The organism is Sporosarcina obsidiansis (assembly GCF_009651005.1).
Taxonomy (GTDB): Bacteria; Bacillota; Bacilli; order Bacillales_A; family Planococcaceae; genus Sporosarcina; species Sporosarcina obsidiansis.
In genome coordinates, this window is the sequence record NZ_WHVW01000033.1 from 1 (window position 1) to 17850 (window position 17850).

The window sequence follows — 17850 nt, forward strand, 5'->3', positions numbered from 1 at the left end:
TTCTCTGATTTTAGTACCGAAATGACAAAAGGGTTGGAAATCGTTACGATTTCCAACCCTTTTGTCTACAGTCTGAGGCCATCTATTCAATAGATGGCCTTTTGGTTACTATTAATTATGAAAACGCTTTCTTTCAACTTGTAGATTTATAAAGCAGCTTCTTCAAGTACCCCTTGTGGTTCGCCTACTTGATGATAGGCTTCCAAGATCGCCTGTTGGACTTTCGTTCTTGCATCTGAGTTAATCGGATGTGCAACATCACGGAATTCCCCATCCGGTGTTCGTTTGCTCGGCATTGCCACGAATAATCCGTCATTCCCCTCGATGACTCGGATATCATGGATGACAAACTGATCGTTCAGCGTAATAGAAGCAATCGCTCTCATTCTGCCTTCGGTGTCTACCTTGCGTAATCTCACATCTGTGATCTCCATTTTCCCCACTCCCTTGTTGTCAATTGTTCACAATGTATGTATTCTAGTTTAATTGGTAAAATTCCTCTTTTTAACCAGAATACTTGTGTTGATTCTATAATACTAGTTTTTTATCCAGATTAAAATAGAATTTTTGTGAATTTTTTATTTTTGTCTTTGCAAGATACTTAAAAAGCGGCCCTGTACTATCTAAATCGATAGTAACAAGGACCGCTTACCTATATGAAAATTTATTTACAAACTGCAATTGCTTCGATTTCCACTCGTACATCTTTTGGTAGACGTGCTACTTCCACTGTGGAACGGGAAGGTTTATGCTCTCCAAAATGTTCTGCATAGACATCATTAAGCGCAGCAAATTCATTCATATCTTGAATAAAAACAGTTGTCTTAATGACTTGTTGCATGCTTGATCCTGCTTCTTCCAAGACTTTTCGAAGATTGTCGAGCACCTGATTCGTCTGCTCTTCAATTCCACCCTCTACAACCTCACCTGCTGTTGTCAAAGGAATTTGTCCAGATGTGTAGACCATGCCGTTCACTTTCACTGCTTGTGAATAAGGACCAATTGCTTGTGGAGCTTGTTCTGTTTTTACGTATTCCATAAATCATTTCCACCTCTCGTAAAATAATTTCCTTCTTCTAGCTCAATCATCCTATGCTTCTCATCGACAGCATGCAGTTTGACCAAAGAAAGATAATCGTCCACCAACACTTCTTCGAGATGTTCGGCCTCTACTAGCACTGCTACGCCACCTAGCTCACAATTGAATTCTTCTAGTAGACTCTTCATCCCTTGTATCGTGCCACCGACCTTCATGAAATCATCTGTTAGCAATACTTTCTGGCCGCTCTGCATGCTCCTTTTTGACAGAACCATCGTTTGAATTCTTCGAGCTGAACCAGAAACATAGTTAATACTTACCGTAGATCCCTCCGTCACTTTGCTATCACGTCGCACAACAATCACGGGAACATTTAAATGACGGGCAATAGCATGAGCGATCGGAATGCCTTTTGTCGCAACCGTCATAATGGCGTCAATTTCTGCATCAAAAAATGCGGACGCAATGACTTTTCCAATACGATCAAGGAATTTGGGGTTACCTAGTAAGTCTGTCATATACAAATAACCACCTGGAAGAAGACGATCAGACTTCCCTAACTCGTCCATCAAGGAATGAATTACGTCCGTCACTTCATCTCGACTGGCCAATGGAACGTATTTAATACCTCCAGCTGCACCAGAGATGGTCACTAGCCGACCCGTACCGCTCTCTTCAAATGTTTCTTTCAGAATGCCTAAATCTTCACTAATCGAGGACTTGGCAGCAGTATATCTATTAGAGAAAAACGTCAAAGAAATGAGCGTGTGCGGATTTTCCAGCAAATGACGTGTCATATCGACCAGCCTTTCACTTCTTTTCCACTTCATAATACCGACTCCTAAATCCGAATGAATTATAAGTACATTATCATAATCGTACGGTATTAATCAACTAGGACACGTTCGCCTAGCATACGGACCGCATGTACATCGTGGCAAAAGCCCTTGAGCGCATTCACAATTCGAGGTACACGCGATTCGTGTCTCACCAATCCAAAAACAGTAGGTCCGCTACCACTCATCAATACTGCATCTGCTCCGAAACGCTCCATTTGTTCCTTAAGCATCACAACTTCTCGATGTAAGCCCATCGTAACGGGTTCAAGTACGTTTCCTAACGAAGTGCACATTTTATCGTAGTCGCCCTCTTGTAAAGCCTCCATCATTCTAGCAGTTTGCGGATGTGAAACCTTCGATAAATTAAGCTGTCCATAAATGTTTCCAGTCGATACACCGATGGATGGCTTCGCTAGTATTACCCAGCAATTCGGCGGTGTTGGCAAATGAGTAATTTTCTCACCTCGTCCTTGAGCGAGGGCTGTTCCGCCATATACGCAAAATGAAACATCTGAACCGATCTCTGCACCAAGTACCGCCAGCTCGTCCAGCGATAATCCTAATTTCCACAAACGATTCAACCCGCGCAATGTAGCCGCTGCATCTGAACTTCCACCCGCAAGACCTGCAGCAATCGGAATGTTCTTATCCAACGTGATCTCTACACCTTCGTGTAGACGATAGCGTTTTCGCAATAAATCCGCCGCTTGATACGCCAAATTTTTGCGATCATTTGGAACGAAGCGATGAGACGCCTTTATCGAAATAGCACGATCCGATGTGGGTCGAAGCCAAATACGGTCAGCCAAGTCAACGGTCGTCATAATCATTTCCACTTCATGAAATCCATCTGGCCTTTTATGTAGCACATCTAAAGTCAAGTTGATTTTCGCAGGTGCCTTTTCGTAAATCATGATAAAAGCTTCCTCCCCACAGCATGTTCTTGCTCATTATATTACCACACAATAGATAGTACATAGGAAGATTAAATGAAAAAAGAACTGCAAAGCCTGTTCGCTTTTGCAATTCTTTTCGTCAGCCCTATTTGGATTCTCCGGGATATACGATGGATTATTTTTTCTCCTCCGCTTGCCTACTCGCCATTTCAATCGCACGCTTTACCATATTTCCTGCATCACGTGATCGAATACCGCCCCAACCTTCTCGCTGTACGACATCGTAAAAGCCAAGATCCTTTGCGATTTCTTCTTTCAATTGATCTGACATGACGCCTTTTCTCGCCATTCGGTTTTCCTCCTTTTCAGCTGACATACATATCATGCGCCATCTAGAGAAATTAACACCTGGTGAGTTTTTCAAGACCCTATATCATGCCATATGTAACCAGAAATAAAAAAACCTGTACATGGATTACTTGTACAGGTTTGCTAGGAATTAAAATAAAAAAATTGCATCTTGTGGTTATTTGATGATAAAGGCCGTTTGGTCTGAACCATCAAGAATTGTTATTTCAACCGCTTCGGTCAAAATATCTGCATAGCTGTAAGAAACTCTTTCAAACGCATTGTCATCCGCATCTAGCTCAACTACGAAAACTGCACGATAAGTATCGCGCAAAACTCCGGCATGTTCGATCGTTTTTTTTCGACCACCATTCGCTTTTAGATGGAGACGTTTCCCTAAATGAGCATCCAGTGACTTTTTAATGTCTGCTAATGTTTTTGGCATGTTGCTTACACCTCACTAAATACTAGCATAACATTTTTAAAAAGTTCTGTCAACCAAATTTTTTATTTTAACAGTGAACCTATGTCTTTGTCAAATGTTTTATGATAAATTCCACCAATTTTCAGAAGAAAAATTGATTGACTTTTACCCCTGTTTCAGCTTATGGAAATGCGGGTATAGCGCATTGGCAAGCTTGATAAACTCTATGATCGACAAGGTCTCGCCTCTTCTTCCAGGATCCACTCCCGCAGTGTCGAATGCTTGCTGAATGAGCTCCTTGTTCTCCTTGCCATTCGGAAGAGAAGACTGTAAATTATTCCATAATGTCTTTCGACGATGCAGAAATGACCCTTGTGTAACTGTGAACAAAAAGTCTTCATCCTCTACGTCAGGATACGCCTCTTTCTTACGTGTTAAACTCAGAACAGCCGATTCTACATTTGGTTGCGGAATGAACACCGTTTTAGGGACTATCATTGCAACTTCTGCATTCATATAATACTGAACAGCTATGGAAAGTGAACCGTACGCTTTCGTACTCGGCACAGCCGTAATACGATCTGCTACTTCCCTTTGCATCATGATGACCAGCTGTTTGACCCGGGCCTTTTCCATAAGAAACTTCATGATGATAGGGGTCGTAATATAATACGGTAAATTCGCAACGACTACTATGTCTTCAAAGTCTGCAAATTGTTCCTCTATCACTTGATGTAGATCTGCCTTTAGCACATCTTGATGAAGTACTGTTACATTCGGGTACGGAGACATTGTGTCTTCCAGCACAGGAAGCAAACGATTATCTATTTCAAACGCCACTACCTTTCCTGCCTGTCGTGCCAAATGCTCGGTCAGTGCACCAATTCCTGGTCCCACTTCAATCACACCTGTGTCTTTTGTAATATCTGCATGAGAAACAATATTATGCAACACATTAGGGTCTACTAAGAAGTTCTGTCCTAAACTTTTCTTAAATGAAAAACCGTATTTCTCCAATATTTCTTTCGTTCTCATTGGTGTTGCGATGTCTTTATACATCAGTATTCATTTCCTCCTCATCGAGAACTTGTATTGCTTTCTCTAGCTGGTCTTGAGAGATCCGGAACATCTCCAAACGTTTTTTTAATCCTTTGCCATTGACCTGCCCTATTTGTAATAACTCACTCAGCCGGTCTCTTCGCTTTCTAGAATCATCATGGCCGATCAACCTGGCATCTAGTAGCTGTGACATGGGGATCTCCTCTATTGTATGCACACTTACCGTATAAACAGAAGCTAACGCATGTCGAATTGCCTCATCACTCGCATGCTCGATTCCTAATCCACGTCCATTCTTAGCAATCGTTTCTTTTTTCGAAAGAAATGCATGCTTTACACCCGCTACTTGCTCTTCAATGATTGCTCGTATGCGTCTACCTGGAAAGTCCGGGTCCGTGAAGACGATGACGCCACGGGTCTTCTGCGCATGTCGAATACGCTCAATAGTCTGTTCGTTGACAGCGGAGCCGTTCGTTTCAATCGTATCCGCGCCCGTCGCCCTCTTGATGGCAATAGTGTCTGACTTTCCTTCCACTACAATCACTTCTTCTATATTCACAGGATTCCTCTTTTCCTACCATATCATTCTTTCTATTTTACTGTTTTTTCGAACGCTATACAACCATACGAGCTAGCCTCCATGAAGACAGAAAAAAACGGTAAAAGAAAGCGTATGCTCTCCTTTACCGATAATGTGTAGTCAGTTAATAACTTTAATCTTTACTTGTCGACGTCCGAATTGGTAGGCCTCTGCCTTTGTCGCCATGTGCAAATCTATACGATTGCCTTTAATAGCACCACCTGTATCGCCTGCAATAGCATAGCCATATCCTTCAACCCATACTTTAGAGCCTAGCGGAATAACATTTGGATCGACTGCAATCACTTTTAAATTTGGGTTTGCGCGCAAGTCGATACCAGTTGCTGTTTTCCCTGAACAACCGTTACAATAGGCAGTATATGCACTTGCATTGGCATAAAACTCACGGCCGCCACTTGGTGCATCATTTCGAGAAACTCCAACATTTCCGCTTTTTGAATTAGAACTAGCGACCATTACTTTTGATCCGACACTTACTACTTTATGTGTAGGCTTCTCAATCACAGTCTCACTTACCAATTCCCGTGAAACTACTTTTCCGTTCTTCTTGGTAACTTCGAACTTTCGTTGCACTTTTCCTTTTTTGCCTTCTTGGACCACTTTTTCGCGACCTTTCAGCAATTTAGGATCAGCTTTTGTTTTCACTTTAAAGTTCTCAGTTTCTTCCACTACATCGGTGACCTTTTCTACTCGTGCAATGTTTATTGTTGCATTAGACGTCGTTAATTTTGCTTTCGAATCGCCTTCTACTTTATCCAAATCATTGAGTCGGATATTTTGCTCCTTTAAAAAGTCAGCGACCGTAGTCGAAGTAGACCAGTGGGTACTCTCTTTACCACCGTCTTTTACCGTAACTTGAAATGCTTTTTCGACGGTAATCGGCTGATTACTAGAAATGCTTGCTGCTAGGTCCGGTTTTACTGCATCGTGTGTATCGACGTCGATATTTGCCGTCTTCAACACATCTCTAACTGTCCGTTCCGTAGTCCACATTTCTTTCTTCTTTCCATCGACATCTATAGTAACTTTATTCGCCTGTTCCCACCGGATGGCTAAGCCATTTTTAATCGGTGTATTCATCGAGGGTTCAAGATGGTCATGTTTTTTCACTTGTATGTCTTGAGAGGCTAAAAGTTCTTCTACAGTGGCTGCCTTTGTATGCAATTCTGTTTGCTTACCGTTTAAAGCCAAAGAGACTGTCTTCCTTTTGCCATCGAACAATACGAGTGACGTAGTGGTTATGAACATAGCCATTGCTAAAGCTAAAATAGCAATACGCTTACTCCTCGTTGATATCGTGAACAGGTTTTTCATGGGTTTCTGTGACACGAAAAAAACTCCTCCTTCATTACTCGGCTGAGTATATAGTGTTTGATTTTGTCTGTCAATCTTTTAAACTGCCCGCCGGTTAGATGACTACATCGTTTTTTTGTCTGTCAAGAAACGCAAACCCAGTGCCACTATATTCACTGTATACCGAAAAGATGTATGGCGTTTTCAGTAGTTTGCTTGGCAACTTGCTCAACCGAGATTTCTTTAAGCCTCGCAATTTCTTCTGCTACTAGCGGCACATACGCTGGTTCATTGCGCTTTCCTCTGTATGGATGCGGTGCTAAATATGGGGCATCCGTTTCAATTAATAATTTTTCTAACGGAATCTCTTTTGCCACTTCTTTCGGCATTTTCGCGTTTTTAAATGTTACCGGTCCACCAAGAGAAATGAGAAAGTTCATCTCGATACATTGTTGGGCTGTCTCCACGCTACCACCGTAACAATGCATAATGCCGCCAACTTCACTCGCTGTTTCTTCCTGTAAAATACGGACCACATCGCCCGTCGCATCTCGATTATGAATAATTATTGGCAAGTGTACTTCCTTTGCCAATTGAATTTGTTTACGAAACAGCTCCTGTTGTATGTCTTTTGGTGACTTGTCCCAATGATAGTCAAGACCAGTTTCCCCGATACCCACAACTTTTGGATGTGCAGCCAAATCCTTAATCCATTGCAAATCATGATCTGTGCAATCTATCGCATCAACAGGATGCCAGCCGATCACACCGAAAATGAACGGATATTGCTCGATTAACTCCATCGCCTTTTTGATCGTCTTCGTATCAAATCCGACAACTATCATTTTCTCTACATTTGCATCGATTGCACGCTGTATGACGTCTTCTACGTCATTCTCATATTGGTCTGCATTTAAGTGAACATGTGTATCGATAAACATGATATCTCTCCTCAACAGTATTCTCTATTCTATGATTTTAAATTGTGTCTTTCATCTCATTCATATTACAAATGTGTAACAAATCTACTGTCTATTAATGGGTTAACTAGTCGATTTGATATGTTTATGCAATAATTTAGTACAAGTAATGTTTTTGATTGGGCAATTTCACTAATACTATCCATTGTGTTTTATACCGGATTGCAATAGTAAATCATAAATCAATAGACAAGTGAATTTATTTGCTCCACAAAAAAAAGGATGCCGGCACTGAGATCCCGACATCCTCTTCTGTTCTAGTTACTTCACTTGCGCACCATTTTCTAATGTTGGATCGACAGTAGCAAGCTTCAACACACCATCTTTTTGTCCTGCAAGAATCATTCCTTGTGACAATTCACCACGCAGTTTTACTGGCTTCAGATTCGCCACTACGATCACTTTCATTCCAACTACTTCTTCAGCGTTATAGTGTTCCGCAATACCGGAAACCACTTGACGTTGCTCATAGCCTAAATCAAGTTGCAGTTTCAATAATTTATTTGCTTTCGGCATTTTCTCACAAGCCGTCACCGTGGCAACTCGCAATTCTACATTCATAAAGTCGTCTATCGTAATTTCATTCGACTCTTCTACCACTTCTTCTACCACTTTTTCTACCTCGGCAGGAGCCGTGATGGCCATTTGCTGGCGAATATACTCGACTTCGACTTCTGTGTCCAGACGCGGGAAAATTGGTACCCCTTTTTCAATAACGGTTGTGTTAGCCGGAATACTGTAATTCTCTTGTAATGTCTCCCACCCTAATGAATCTAGGGAAAGACCCAGTTGTTCCACCATTTGTTTTGGAGCATTAGTCATAAACGGTTGCAGTAGAACGGCTGTGTGATGGATGGACAGTGCCAAATGATACATAACAGAAGCCAACTTCATGCGGTCTTCCTCTGCTTTTGCCAATACCCAAGGTGATGTCTCATCAATGTATTTATTGGTCCTAGAAATTAATGCCCAAACATCAGAAAGCACCACGCTAAACTGCATTTTCTCCATTGACAATTCATATTTATTCACTGTTTGCTGAATCATGTCACGCAAAGATTTATCATATTCTGTTGGGACCAATCCGTCTGTTACAATTTTCCCATCAAAATATTTATTGATCATGGAAATCGTTCGATTCAACAAGTTTCCTAGATCATTCGCCAAGTCATAATTAATGCGCTCGACAAATGCTTCCGGAGAAAATACGCCATCTTGTCCAAATGGAAGCTCACGAAGTAAGAAATAACGAGTTGCATCAAGACCATAGCGTTCTACAAGCATTTCAGGATATACGACATTTCCCTTAGATTTCGACATTTTTCCATCTTTCATCATAATGAAACCGTGCGCAAATACTTTCTTCGGCAACGGTAAATCGAGTGCCATTAAAAAGATTGGCCAATAAATCGTATGGAACCGAACAATGTCTTTACCTACGACGTGCACATCTGCTGGCCAGTACTTTTTAAACAAAGATTCATCATCGGATAAATAACCAAGTGAAGTAATATAGTTTGTCAATGCATCAACCCACACGTAGATGACATGCTTTGTATCTCCCGGCACCTTGATTCCCCAATCAAATGACATACGAGAAACAGACAAGTCCTCAAGGCCAGGTTTGATAAAGTTATTGATCATTTCATTTTTACGTGATTCTGGCTCAATGAATGTCGGATTTTCTTCATAAAACGCTAACAAACGGTCTGCGTATTTCTTCATGTTGAAAAAGTATGACTCTTCCTCGACACGTTGCACTGGTCGATGACAATCTGGACAATTCCCGTCCTCGAGTTGTGATTCAGTAAAATACGACTCGCAAGGTACACATTTCCAGCCTTCATACTTCCCTTTGTATATGTCTCCATTGTCGAGGAACTTCTGAAAAATCTTTTCAACCACCTTTTTATGACGATCTTCTGTCGTCCGGATCAAATCATCATAGGAAATGTCCATCAGTTTCCAAAGATTCTTTGCAATTTCAGCAATCCCATCCACGTATTTTATTGGCAAAAGTCCCTCTTCTTCGGCTTTCTCTTGAATTTTTTGTCCATGCTCGTCCATTCCTGTCAAAAATCTGACGTCATATCCACGCAACCGCTTATACCGAGCCATTGCATCGGAGGCAATGGTAGTATAAGCCGTTCCAATATGGAATTTTCCACTTGGGTAATAAATTGGGGTTGTAATATAAAATGTTTTATCTTGATTCTCCACACGAAATTCCTCCAAATAAATTAATGTATAGTTTCATTTTATCGGATATTGTCCAAAAGTGCCATGTTCTCACTTATTTAACAAAGATACATCTACCGAACCCATATGACAGTAAATGTCGAGCAGTCCAAAATTATTGAATATCCCTTCTTTTTCCCTATCAAAAAATTAATAAAAAATATTATTCATTTTTTAGGTTCTGATGATTGACGATTATTGGAAGAGTTGGTATGATGTTTAATAGACAAGAGAATTATGTCGAATTTTGACGAATAGAAAACTAGAGTGTAGGAGGAATTCTTGTCATGAAATCTACTGGAATCGTTAGAAAAGTTGATGAACTAGGCCGCGTTGTGATCCCTATCGAATTACGTCGCACGCTCGGTATCGAGCAAAAAGATGCGCTAGAAATATACGTGGACGACGACAAAATTATCTTGAAGAAGTACATGCCGAATATGACATGCTCTATTACTGGAGAAGTCTCAGATGATAACCTTCGTCTAATTGACGGCAAGTTAATTTTGAGTCCTGAAGGCGCTAAACAATTGATTGAGGAAATCCAAGACAAAATCAATTAAACAAAAAGAATCCCGGACGTTCCTTCGTTCAGGATTCTTTTTATTTACCTTACGAACTCTTCATTACTCTACATGATACGCCTGATAGACATCCCTCTTGCCAAGCCCTCTCGCTTCCGCCACTTCACGAATCGCATCTTTTGAACGCATTTCTTTTTGCTCCATCACTTGTTCAACATGCTCTTTTACGGAAAGATCTTTCCACCATATTTCAGTTAGCTCTTCTTGCACATTATGATTCCCTTCTACTACCAAGCAAAATTCGCCTCTAATTTCATGAGTATCCGCCCATTCTACTGCTTCTCCCAACGTACCTCTCAATAATTCTTCGAAACGTTTCGTCAGTTCTCGTGCCATGACAATTTTCCGTTCGTCACCAAACTGTTCCGCCATAATGCGCAATGTCTGTTTCAACCGATGGGGTGCTTCGTAAAATAATAACGTTTCCTCATAGCGCTGTAGCCTTGCGAGCTGGGACTTTTGTTCTTTCTTTTGTCGCGCCAAGAATCCCCAAAAAAGAAATGGCTGAGGAGTTATTCCTGAAGCTACCAATGCAGTAACAGCCGCATTGGGTCCCGGAATTGGGACGACGGCAATACCGTGTTCAATAGCCAGCTCGACAAGGTCAGCCCCAGGATCTGAAATACAAGGCATGCCTGCATCACTCACAATAGCTATATCCTTCCCACTTTGAAGGTATTCTATAATTTTTTCACCAGCCACCCGTGTATTATGTTCATGATAGCTGATCATCGGCGTATGAATATCAAAATGATTACATAGTTTTATTGTGTTTCGTGTATCTTCCGCTGCAATAAAATCTGCCTCTTGCAAGATTCGAACGGCTCGATAGGTCATATCTTCTAAATTGCCTATAGGTGTCCCTACTATAAGTAATTTCCCCATTTCCATCATTTCAGCACTTTTTTGAGAAGTAATCATTCTGACGGCTCCTTTCCAATATATTGCTCTTTTTGCGAACGATTCAATGTCTTAAATTGGTATTCCGCCTGCATTGCTTCTCGTTTTGTCCCATATACTTCTTGGTAAATATACCGCACAGGCAAACGTCCTCTAGTATACTTTGCCCCTTTTCCTTCATTATGAATACGCAATCGTCGTTCTAAATCATTTGTATACCCAGCGTAATATGATCCGTCTTTACACTCCAAGACATAAAAGAAATGTTCACTGATCGCCATACAATAATTGCCTCACTTCTTCCGTATATTCCCCATCCGCCTGATAGACATATAAAGGAGAAAGGATTTTCAAATCAGGTTTTCCATCCTTGATTCCTTCAATTAATAGCGTATTCGCTTCCTTGCCTTCCTTTGGGTAAACAAATCGTATACGCTTTGGTTCTAGTCGATTCTGTCTCATGGAAGTAATTATATCCAACAGCCGCCCAGGCCGATGGACAAAAGCAGCTTTGCCTCCTTGCTTCAATAATTCACTGGCAGACTGCACAGCCTGATCCAGCGTTAACTCTACTTCATGCCGAGCAATTGTATAGTGCTCGCTTTTATTCTTCGTACTGGCATCAATCGCCGGAAAATAAGGGGGATTGCAAGTGACCGTATCATACGCTTCATACCCAATCTTCTTAGCAATGTCGATCACATTATCCTGCATGATCGTTAGCTGTTCATCCAACCCATTATAGGACACACTTCTTTTCGCCATATCTGCCAGTCTTTCTTGCAGTTCGATTCCAATAATGTTTCCTTTTGTCCGGGCACTTAAGAATAATGGAATCACTCCATTTCCTGTACACAAGTCTACCATCTTTCCGCCACGAATCGGCACATAAGCGAAACGCGACAACAATACCGCATCCAATGAAAATGAAAAAACGGAGGGACTTTGAATGATGCGCAAATCTTCCGCCAATAAATAATCAAGCCGTTCATCACCTTGTAAGTTCACAACATACACTCCTTAATCAAAAGAAAAAGCCAATACCTAAAAATAGGAATTGACCCTTTCAACCGTTCTGTTTATTTAAAAATGACAGGCAAAATAAACAATCTTCACCTTTACGGCTACTGCCATAATGTACATTACATACATGAAACCCTTCATTGTACAGACGAGCCAAATTATCTACACCTTCGCCAACATCTAGCTTCTTCGGACGTTCATCTCGCACGGTCTCTTCTATATTTTGCGTAATCTTATCGATTTCATCCAGTCGCGTTCGCAGATGATGGTTTTCCAGACGAAGCGAGTGGTTTTCTTCGGTCATCTCTGCGACAAACCCAATGAGTTCCCTGAATTGTTTTTGCATGGAGTCTAACTGTTGCTCAAACTCCATCACTCTGTCAAGAAAGTTCACTTCTTTCAACTGATCCACCTCATCATTTCGTCAATTGAGCCATTTCCTTCTGTAAATCCTCAATTTCACTCCACGCATATTCCAGTACTCTTTCAAAGGCTGGCATATTCACTTGTAGCACACGCTCCAATAAGTTTAAGCCTACCACTTTTCCTATTCCATCCGGTGTTGCCACTTTTGTACCAATGTCAGGCATTTGTGCTTTTGCTTCCTCATATTCGTCATTTTCATACTTCAGACAACACATGAGGCGTCCGCAAAGACCTGAAATCTTAGATGGATTCAATGAGAGATTTTGATCTTTCGCCATTTTTATGGATACTGGTTCAAAGTCGCCTAAAAATGTAGAACAGCACAACATTCTTCCGCAAGGACCAATACCGCCCAGCATCTTCGCTTCATCACGCACACCTATTTGGCGTAACTCGATTCTTGTTCTGAAGATAGAAGCGAGATCCTTGACCAAGTTACGGAAATCCACGCGGCCTTCTGCGGTAAAATAAAACACGATTTTGTTGCGATCAAACGTGTACTCTACATCAACCAACCGCATATCTAACCGATGTTCTATAATCTTTTCCACACATACAGTAAACGCCTGCTCAGCTTCCTGCTGATTTTCTTTCACACGCTCTCGATCATCCTCATCCGCAAGACGAATGATCTTTTTCAATGGCAAGACGACATCATCATCATCTATTTCATTACTTCGACTAGCCACTTTGCCGTACTCTATGCCTCTTGCAGTCTCCACAATGACATAGTCGCCAATTGTAATCGGCAAATCCAAAGGGTCGAAATAATACAACTTACCCGCTTTTTTAAAACGGACGCCTACGACTTTATACAAACAATAACCCCTCCTGCATAGTAAGCACCAATTGTTCCAGTAAAAGCGTACGATTCATATTTTGATGCAATCGTTTTTTTGCCTGCAAGATGGCATCTATTTTTACAGTTAAACTGCTATACGCATTTTTGACAGAGTGTCTAGTGAAGAACTCTAGCTGATCGGGAAAAGCAAGAGTAGATTGCAGTCCCGCTTTCACCGCTACAATATCACGGTACGCAAAGAGAAGCAAGTCTATTCCTTGTTCACAATCACTTTTTTCCTTCATTAAAGGCATCCAATCTGTCTGAATGAACAGCAAGGCCTCACTTTGCGATTGCTGCTCAATTGCCTGTACTAATTTTAACACTAATTTCCGTTTCTGTACAAAGGAATCTTCCTGTGCTAACTCATAAGCCGCATGAGCATCAACAGTCATCATTGTTACCGTAGCCGCCATGGATGCTGTTACTCCCTGCTGAATGATACTTTCCATAATGCCTTCTCGATTCATTGGCTGTAGGGGGATTCTCTGGCAGCGCGACTGAATTGTCGGCAAAATCGAGGTGTAAGAGTCAGTCAATAAGATCGCCGTTACGTTCCCCTCAGGTTCTTCAAGAAATTTCAACAATGTATTAGCAGCGGAACTATTCATTCTCTCCGCGTTTGCGATTACATACACTTTCCGCCCCTCTTCGTAACCCTTTTTAGTCATCTTTATAATCAAATTCACCATCTGATCTTTTTTAATGTCCTGCCCATCCGGTCTGATCAACATGACATTCGGATGATTGCCCGATTGGATCCTCTTACATGAATTACATGTTTCACATGGAACATTTTCTTTGGGTTCCATACAAAGCAACAACTTTGTAAAATAGCGGGCAATTTCTTCTTTGCCTGCGCCGTTAGGTCCGTCCAAAATGTAGGCATGACCAATGCGCTGACGTTTGTAAATAGCCTGTAAGCGCTTGATTACCTGTTGTTGAGACTGCAATGATTGATTTTTCACATCTTCCAACATGCAATCTCCTCCTTGGTAGTTCTTTCATAGATGCTGCAAAAAACCCCGTGCTACGGGTAAGAGCAGCACGGGATCACGTATATAAGTTGATCAAAAGACCTTTAATTTCACCTATTTTGGCCAACAGATCAATGGACGACTCTTCTTCATCCAATAAGGCTTCTGTCAATGCAATTAGTTTTTCATCAATCGTTTGAACAATCTTCAAACGGCGGCCTTCACCAAATTGATTCCACGTATGAGATTGTTTTAACTCGATGCCGGAGTCTACCGCTTCCTTCAGAAAACGTTTTATCAACATCTTATATTTGGCCATATCCCGCAAATTTCGCGACCTGGCAAGTCGATCGCCTGCAGTTGAAATATCTCCTAATAGTCGAGTGATCTGCTCACCCTGCAGACGTGCTTCCTGCTTCTCCACCATTTGACCAAAGCGAGCATTGCCCGGCAGTTGGCGAAGCGAATCTTTCGGTAATTTATCCATCCCTGTACGATAGTCACCATTGACTTTCATCAGAGTTCACCTCAATAATCAATTACGTCTCAGCGTAATTTTGTCCATATTTTTAAAGCAAGCTCGAATATTCACTTTAAAATTCTATGACATCCGCTGGCGTTTGAATAATTGCTGACTTTCATTAAAAATGGTGAAACTGTTCAATCGGCAAGACAAATACAGTAGCTCCTCCGACTTCCACCTCAATCGGATATGGAATATAAGAGTCTGCATTACCACCCATCGGTGAAACAGGTGCTACCATCTGGTCACGAGAACGACAGTTTTCACGAATCAAATCAAGGGCTTTCGATACTAACTCATCCTCAACACCCATCAAAAATGTCGTATTTCCTGCACGAAGAAATCCACCTGTACTAGCTAGCTTTGTATTCCGAAAATCACTTTTAGTTAACGCGGAAGATAATCGGTTACTATCCTGGTCCTGTACCACTGCTACAATCAGTTTCAATGTACTCTCCCCTTTTCCGATTTCTTATATCCACACGGCTCCATTAGTTCGGATCGTGTATACTCCTAAAAAAGAAGGTTCCTACCTATTATATCACGAATTCCTGTATAAGTTGACTTGTGAACTTACAATTCCCCAAACATTTTCGACTACTTGGGACTGGGGTTGTTGTGCGTCCACAACTTGAATTCGCTCTCCACTACGCCGGATTACTTCTTGATATCCATCATAAACCCGCTGATGAAAAGTCAATTCTTCCAGATCAAGACGATTTTGCTCTCGTTCTTTATCTTTCCAAATTCTCTCCAATCCTACTTCCGGCAGTACATCAAAAAAGATCGTACAGTCCGGCAGATGGTCTTCGATTGCAAATAAATTGATGGCTAACACTTCATCCAATCCTAGTCCCCTTGCAATCCCTTGGTAGGCCAATGAGCTGTCAAGGAAGCGGTCACACAGTACCACCTTGCCTTCTTCAAGAGCCGGTAGAACTTTTTCAACTAAGTGCTGACGTCGCGCAGCTGCATACAATAACGCTTCCGTCTTCCCATCCATTTCTTGATGGTCTGCATCTAAAATTACTTCACGTATTTTTTCAGCAATAGGAATCCCACCTGGCTCACGCGTTACCATAAATGCATGGCCTTGCTCCTTCAAACGTGAAGCTATCTCATGCATTACTGTCGTCTTCCCTGCCCCTTCAGGCCCTTCAAAACTAATAAATATACCTTTCACAAGAACGACCCCTATCTATTCTATAACTACCTTAATACGATTTGTCTTGATATCTAGCGCTCCTTGAAACCTAGAGCCTGCTTCTATTAAGTCAATCAGTTGTCGTACCTGCTCCTCCGTCACTCTCTCTCCTGGGCATAGCAACGGGATACCCGGAGGATATGGTACAACTGCCTCTAAAGCGACCCTGCCCTCTGCATCTTCTATACCTAACCATTCTGCTTTCATTTCACGAAGCTGATCTACTGTATAGGCACTCGATGACATTGGCATTGTCGGCAAAGATAGCACCTGTGGTAGTGCTGTCCTATCTGCTATATGGAGTGCATCCACTGCACTTCTAAATTTCTTTATTAGATCTGCCGGCATTCCCATATGACCCACCTTTACTAACGGCAGTACAAAAAGCACTTGAAAAAGATCCGCTAATTCCGAATAAATTCCCTGTTGCTCGAGTACCTCCTGCAAAGCAAACCCTGTATGACCCTCCACTCGTATAAGCAGCTTTAGCGCATCATCCACTTCTAATACATCCATATCGGGGATGCTTCGTAACTCCTTTAGCAATTGTTGCCGATATGATAGAAAATATGCAAAATCCGCTTCATTGTAAGACTCTGCATATTGCCTAGCATCATCCAAAGAAGCCATTAACAAATAGGATGGACTACTCGACTGCAACATATGTAAATAATGCGCGACACGTTCCATTTTCACCAACTTTGACCTAACATGCAAAAAAGAAGCCATCGTCATAGCGGGGAGTGTTTTGTGCGCTGATTGTACCACTACGTCAGCTCCGAGTGACAATGCACTGTCTGGAAATGATTCATTGACAACGAAATGAGCTCCATGCGCTTCATCCACTAGCACAGGAATTCCTTGTTCATGGCAAATAGAAATTATATCCTCTAACTCGGCATTTGCTACTCCGTAATAGGTAGGATAAGTAAAGACAGCAGCCTTCACATTGGGGTAACGCATGAGCGCTTCCTTTACGCTAGCACGTGCTACCCCCCCTACTGTCTTCGTATGTTCATTCCACTGGGGAGATAAAAAAATCGCCTGTGCGCCTGTCAATTCAAGTGCATGAAATACCGACTTATGCGCATTTCGCTGTACCAATACCATATCGTCCTTACCAACCGTCGCGTATAGCATAGCCAAGTTCCCTACTGTAGACCCATTGACTAAGAAAAAACTCCGACCACTTCCATAGAGTCGTGACAACTTCTTCTCCGCTTGTAGAATCACTTCCTTCGGTTGATGCAAATCATCTAAACCCGTCAATTCTGTCACATCATAAGACAGAGCTTGCTGCATTGCTTGAGGTAAACCAGATAAAATTCCATGCTTATGTCCAGGTACATGGAAAGAAATCGGCTGCTGTTTATGAAAGTTCTCTAACGCCAGAACAAGCGGTCGATCTTCATAACTCATCTGCTACGCACTCCTTTTCTTATACTTAGTATACCAAATTCTATTTACAAGGGGGATGCGTTTGAGTGCTTCACATTTTACTGATTTTCTAGTGAGCGTTCCTCAACAACGCGCCAATCTCTCTGCTGACCGAGCCAATAATTTCATTTATTTCCTCTCTCTAAACGCACAAAAAAGCCACTCCCCATAGGGAATGGCTTTGTGCCTGGCAACGTCTTACTCTCACAGGGGGAAGC

22 protein-coding genes are annotated in these 17850 nt (G+C 41.7%); 1 reads left to right on the forward strand and 21 read right to left on the reverse strand.

The window, feature by feature from the left end:
- Positions 1 to 146: 146 nt before the first annotated feature.
- From spoVG to metG, 11 genes are all read right to left on the reverse strand, one after another.
- Positions 147 to 434: a septation regulator SpoVG gene (spoVG, locus tag GD002_RS16935; protein ID WP_153733551.1), complete on the reverse strand. Its 288-nt coding sequence runs from the start codon at positions 432 to 434 to the stop codon at positions 147 to 149.
- A gap of 230 nt (positions 435 to 664) precedes the next feature.
- Positions 665 to 1039, reverse strand: coding sequence for a RidA family protein (locus GD002_RS16940; protein ID WP_153733552.1), 375 nt, complete (start codon positions 1037 to 1039; stop codon positions 665 to 667).
- The gene (gene purR / locus GD002_RS16945; RefSeq protein ID WP_153733553.1) at positions 1027 to 1869 is read right to left on the reverse strand and encodes a pur operon repressor; all 843 of its coding nucleotides are present in this window, start codon (positions 1867 to 1869) and stop codon (positions 1027 to 1029) included. The genes GD002_RS16940 and purR overlap by 13 nt, the downstream gene beginning before the upstream one ends.
- A 56-nt stretch (positions 1870 to 1925) precedes the next feature.
- On the reverse strand, positions 1926 to 2792 hold the full coding sequence (gene ispE, locus GD002_RS16950) for a 4-(cytidine 5'-diphospho)-2-C-methyl-D-erythritol kinase (RefSeq protein ID WP_153733554.1): 867 nt from the start codon (positions 2790 to 2792) through the stop codon (positions 1926 to 1928).
- A gap of 157 nt (positions 2793 to 2949) precedes the next feature.
- A complete protein-coding gene (locus GD002_RS16955; protein WP_009499414.1) occupies positions 2950 to 3123 on the reverse strand; it encodes a small, acid-soluble spore protein, alpha/beta type in 174 nt (57 codons plus the stop codon).
- 177 nt (positions 3124 to 3300) lie between these two features.
- Complete coding sequence (veg, locus tag GD002_RS16960; RefSeq protein ID WP_153733555.1) at positions 3301 to 3567, reverse strand: biofilm formation stimulator Veg; 267 nt, start codon at positions 3565 to 3567, stop codon at positions 3301 to 3303.
- A gap of 144 nt (positions 3568 to 3711) precedes the next feature.
- Positions 3712 to 4605, reverse strand: a complete 894-nt coding sequence (gene rsmA, locus GD002_RS16965) for a 16S rRNA (adenine(1518)-N(6)/adenine(1519)-N(6))-dimethyltransferase RsmA (protein ID WP_153733556.1) — start codon at positions 4603 to 4605, stop codon at positions 3712 to 3714.
- Positions 4598 to 5164, reverse strand: coding sequence for a ribonuclease M5 (rnmV, locus tag GD002_RS16970; protein WP_153733557.1), 567 nt, complete (start codon positions 5162 to 5164; stop codon positions 4598 to 4600). The genes rsmA and rnmV overlap by 8 nt, the downstream gene beginning before the upstream one ends.
- 141 nt (positions 5165 to 5305) lie before the next feature.
- A complete protein-coding gene (locus tag GD002_RS16975; protein WP_153733558.1) occupies positions 5306 to 6535 on the reverse strand; it encodes a G5 and 3D domain-containing protein in 1230 nt (409 codons plus the stop codon).
- A 137-nt stretch (positions 6536 to 6672) separates the two neighbouring features.
- Positions 6673 to 7440: a TatD family hydrolase gene (locus GD002_RS16980; RefSeq protein ID WP_153733559.1), complete on the reverse strand. Its 768-nt coding sequence runs from the start codon at positions 7438 to 7440 to the stop codon at positions 6673 to 6675.
- A gap of 300 nt (positions 7441 to 7740) precedes the next feature.
- On the reverse strand, positions 7741 to 9699 hold the full coding sequence (gene metG / locus GD002_RS16985) for a methionine--tRNA ligase (protein WP_408020106.1): 1959 nt from the start codon (positions 9697 to 9699) through the stop codon (positions 7741 to 7743).
- 305 nt (positions 9700 to 10004) lie between these two features.
- Between metG and GD002_RS16990 the strand changes: the two genes are divergently transcribed.
- A complete protein-coding gene (locus tag GD002_RS16990; RefSeq protein WP_153723277.1) occupies positions 10005 to 10280 on the forward strand; it encodes an AbrB/MazE/SpoVT family DNA-binding domain-containing protein in 276 nt (91 codons plus the stop codon).
- A 63-nt stretch (positions 10281 to 10343) separates the two neighbouring features.
- Here the strand turns inward: GD002_RS16990 and rsmI are convergent, their stop codons facing one another.
- The 10 genes from rsmI to GD002_RS17040 form a co-directional block, all read right to left on the reverse strand.
- A complete protein-coding gene (rsmI, locus tag GD002_RS16995) occupies positions 10344 to 11219 on the reverse strand; it encodes a 16S rRNA (cytidine(1402)-2'-O)-methyltransferase (RefSeq protein ID WP_153733568.1) in 876 nt (291 codons plus the stop codon).
- Positions 11219 to 11482, reverse strand: coding sequence for a GIY-YIG nuclease family protein (locus GD002_RS17000; protein WP_153733561.1), 264 nt, complete (start codon positions 11480 to 11482; stop codon positions 11219 to 11221). The genes rsmI and GD002_RS17000 overlap by 1 nt, the downstream gene beginning before the upstream one ends.
- Positions 11469 to 12209 (reverse strand): tRNA1(Val) (adenine(37)-N6)-methyltransferase, encoded by a 741-nt coding sequence (locus tag GD002_RS17005; protein WP_194841668.1) that lies wholly within the window; start codon positions 12207 to 12209, stop codon positions 11469 to 11471. The genes GD002_RS17000 and GD002_RS17005 overlap by 14 nt, the downstream gene beginning before the upstream one ends.
- A 58-nt stretch (positions 12210 to 12267) precedes the next feature.
- Positions 12268 to 12627 carry a DNA replication initiation control protein YabA gene (gene yabA / locus GD002_RS17010; RefSeq protein WP_153733563.1) on the reverse strand — a complete coding sequence of 120 codons (360 nt, stop codon included), beginning with the start codon at positions 12625 to 12627 and terminating at the stop codon, positions 12268 to 12270.
- A gap of 13 nt (positions 12628 to 12640) precedes the next feature.
- Entirely contained in the window at positions 12641 to 13468 is an 828-nt protein-coding gene (locus tag GD002_RS17015) for a PSP1 domain-containing protein (RefSeq protein WP_153733564.1), read from the reverse strand.
- Positions 13461 to 14471, reverse strand: a complete 1011-nt coding sequence (holB, locus tag GD002_RS17020) for a DNA polymerase III subunit delta' (protein ID WP_194841669.1) — start codon at positions 14469 to 14471, stop codon at positions 13461 to 13463. The genes GD002_RS17015 and holB overlap by 8 nt, the downstream gene beginning before the upstream one ends.
- A 73-nt stretch (positions 14472 to 14544) precedes the next feature.
- Entirely contained in the window at positions 14545 to 14985 is a 441-nt protein-coding gene (locus GD002_RS17025) for a YaaR family protein (RefSeq protein ID WP_153733565.1), read from the reverse strand.
- A 124-nt stretch (positions 14986 to 15109) separates the two neighbouring features.
- Entirely contained in the window at positions 15110 to 15439 is a 330-nt protein-coding gene (locus GD002_RS17030; RefSeq protein WP_114925285.1) for a cyclic-di-AMP receptor, read from the reverse strand.
- 93 nt (positions 15440 to 15532) lie between these two features.
- The gene (gene tmk, locus GD002_RS17035) at positions 15533 to 16174 is read right to left on the reverse strand and encodes a dTMP kinase (RefSeq protein ID WP_153733566.1); all 642 of its coding nucleotides are present in this window, start codon (positions 16172 to 16174) and stop codon (positions 15533 to 15535) included.
- Between the two features lie 15 nt (positions 16175 to 16189).
- Positions 16190 to 17614, reverse strand: a complete 1425-nt coding sequence (locus GD002_RS17040) for an aminotransferase class I/II-fold pyridoxal phosphate-dependent enzyme (RefSeq protein ID WP_153733567.1) — start codon at positions 17612 to 17614, stop codon at positions 16190 to 16192.
- Between the last annotated feature and the right edge of the window lie 236 nt (positions 17615 to 17850).

Bases quoted from the DNA above. Each gene is read 5' to 3' on its own strand.
- rsmA (WP_153733556.1), bottom strand. From the start codon at position 4,605: ATGTATAAAGACATCGCAACACCAATGAGAACGAAAGAAATATTGGAG.
- veg (WP_153733555.1), bottom strand. From the start codon at position 3,567: ATGCCAAAAACATTAGCAGACATTAAAAAGTCACTGGATGCTCATTTA.
- purR (WP_153733553.1), bottom strand. From the start codon at position 1,869: ATGAAGTGGAAAAGAAGTGAAAGGCTGGTCGATATGACACGTCATTTG.
- ispE (WP_153733554.1), bottom strand. From the start codon at position 2,792: ATGATTTACGAAAAGGCACCTGCGAAAATCAACTTGACTTTAGATGTG.
- GD002_RS16940 (WP_153733552.1), bottom strand. From the start codon at position 1,039: ATGGAATACGTAAAAACAGAACAAGCTCCACAAGCAATTGGTCCTTAT.
- GD002_RS17040 (WP_153733567.1), bottom strand. From the start codon at position 17,614: ATGAGTTATGAAGATCGACCGCTTGTTCTGGCGTTAGAGAACTTTCAT.
- GD002_RS16980 (WP_153733559.1), bottom strand. From the start codon at position 7,440: ATGTTTATCGATACACATGTTCACTTAAATGCAGACCAATATGAGAAT.
- GD002_RS16990 (WP_153723277.1), top strand. From the start codon at position 10,005: ATGAAATCTACTGGAATCGTTAGAAAAGTTGATGAACTAGGCCGCGTT.
- spoVG (WP_153733551.1), bottom strand. From the start codon at position 434: ATGGAGATCACAGATGTGAGATTACGCAAGGTAGACACCGAAGGCAGA.
- GD002_RS17025 (WP_153733565.1), bottom strand. From the start codon at position 14,985: ATGAAAGTCAATGGTGACTATCGTACAGGGATGGATAAATTACCGAAA.
- holB (WP_194841669.1), bottom strand. From the start codon at position 14,471: ATGTTGGAAGATGTGAAAAATCAATCATTGCAGTCTCAACAACAGGTA.
- GD002_RS16955 (WP_009499414.1), bottom strand. From the start codon at position 3,123: ATGGCGAGAAAAGGCGTCATGTCAGATCAATTGAAAGAAGAAATCGCA.
- GD002_RS17000 (WP_153733561.1), bottom strand. From the start codon at position 11,482: ATGGCGATCAGTGAACATTTCTTTTATGTCTTGGAGTGTAAAGACGGA.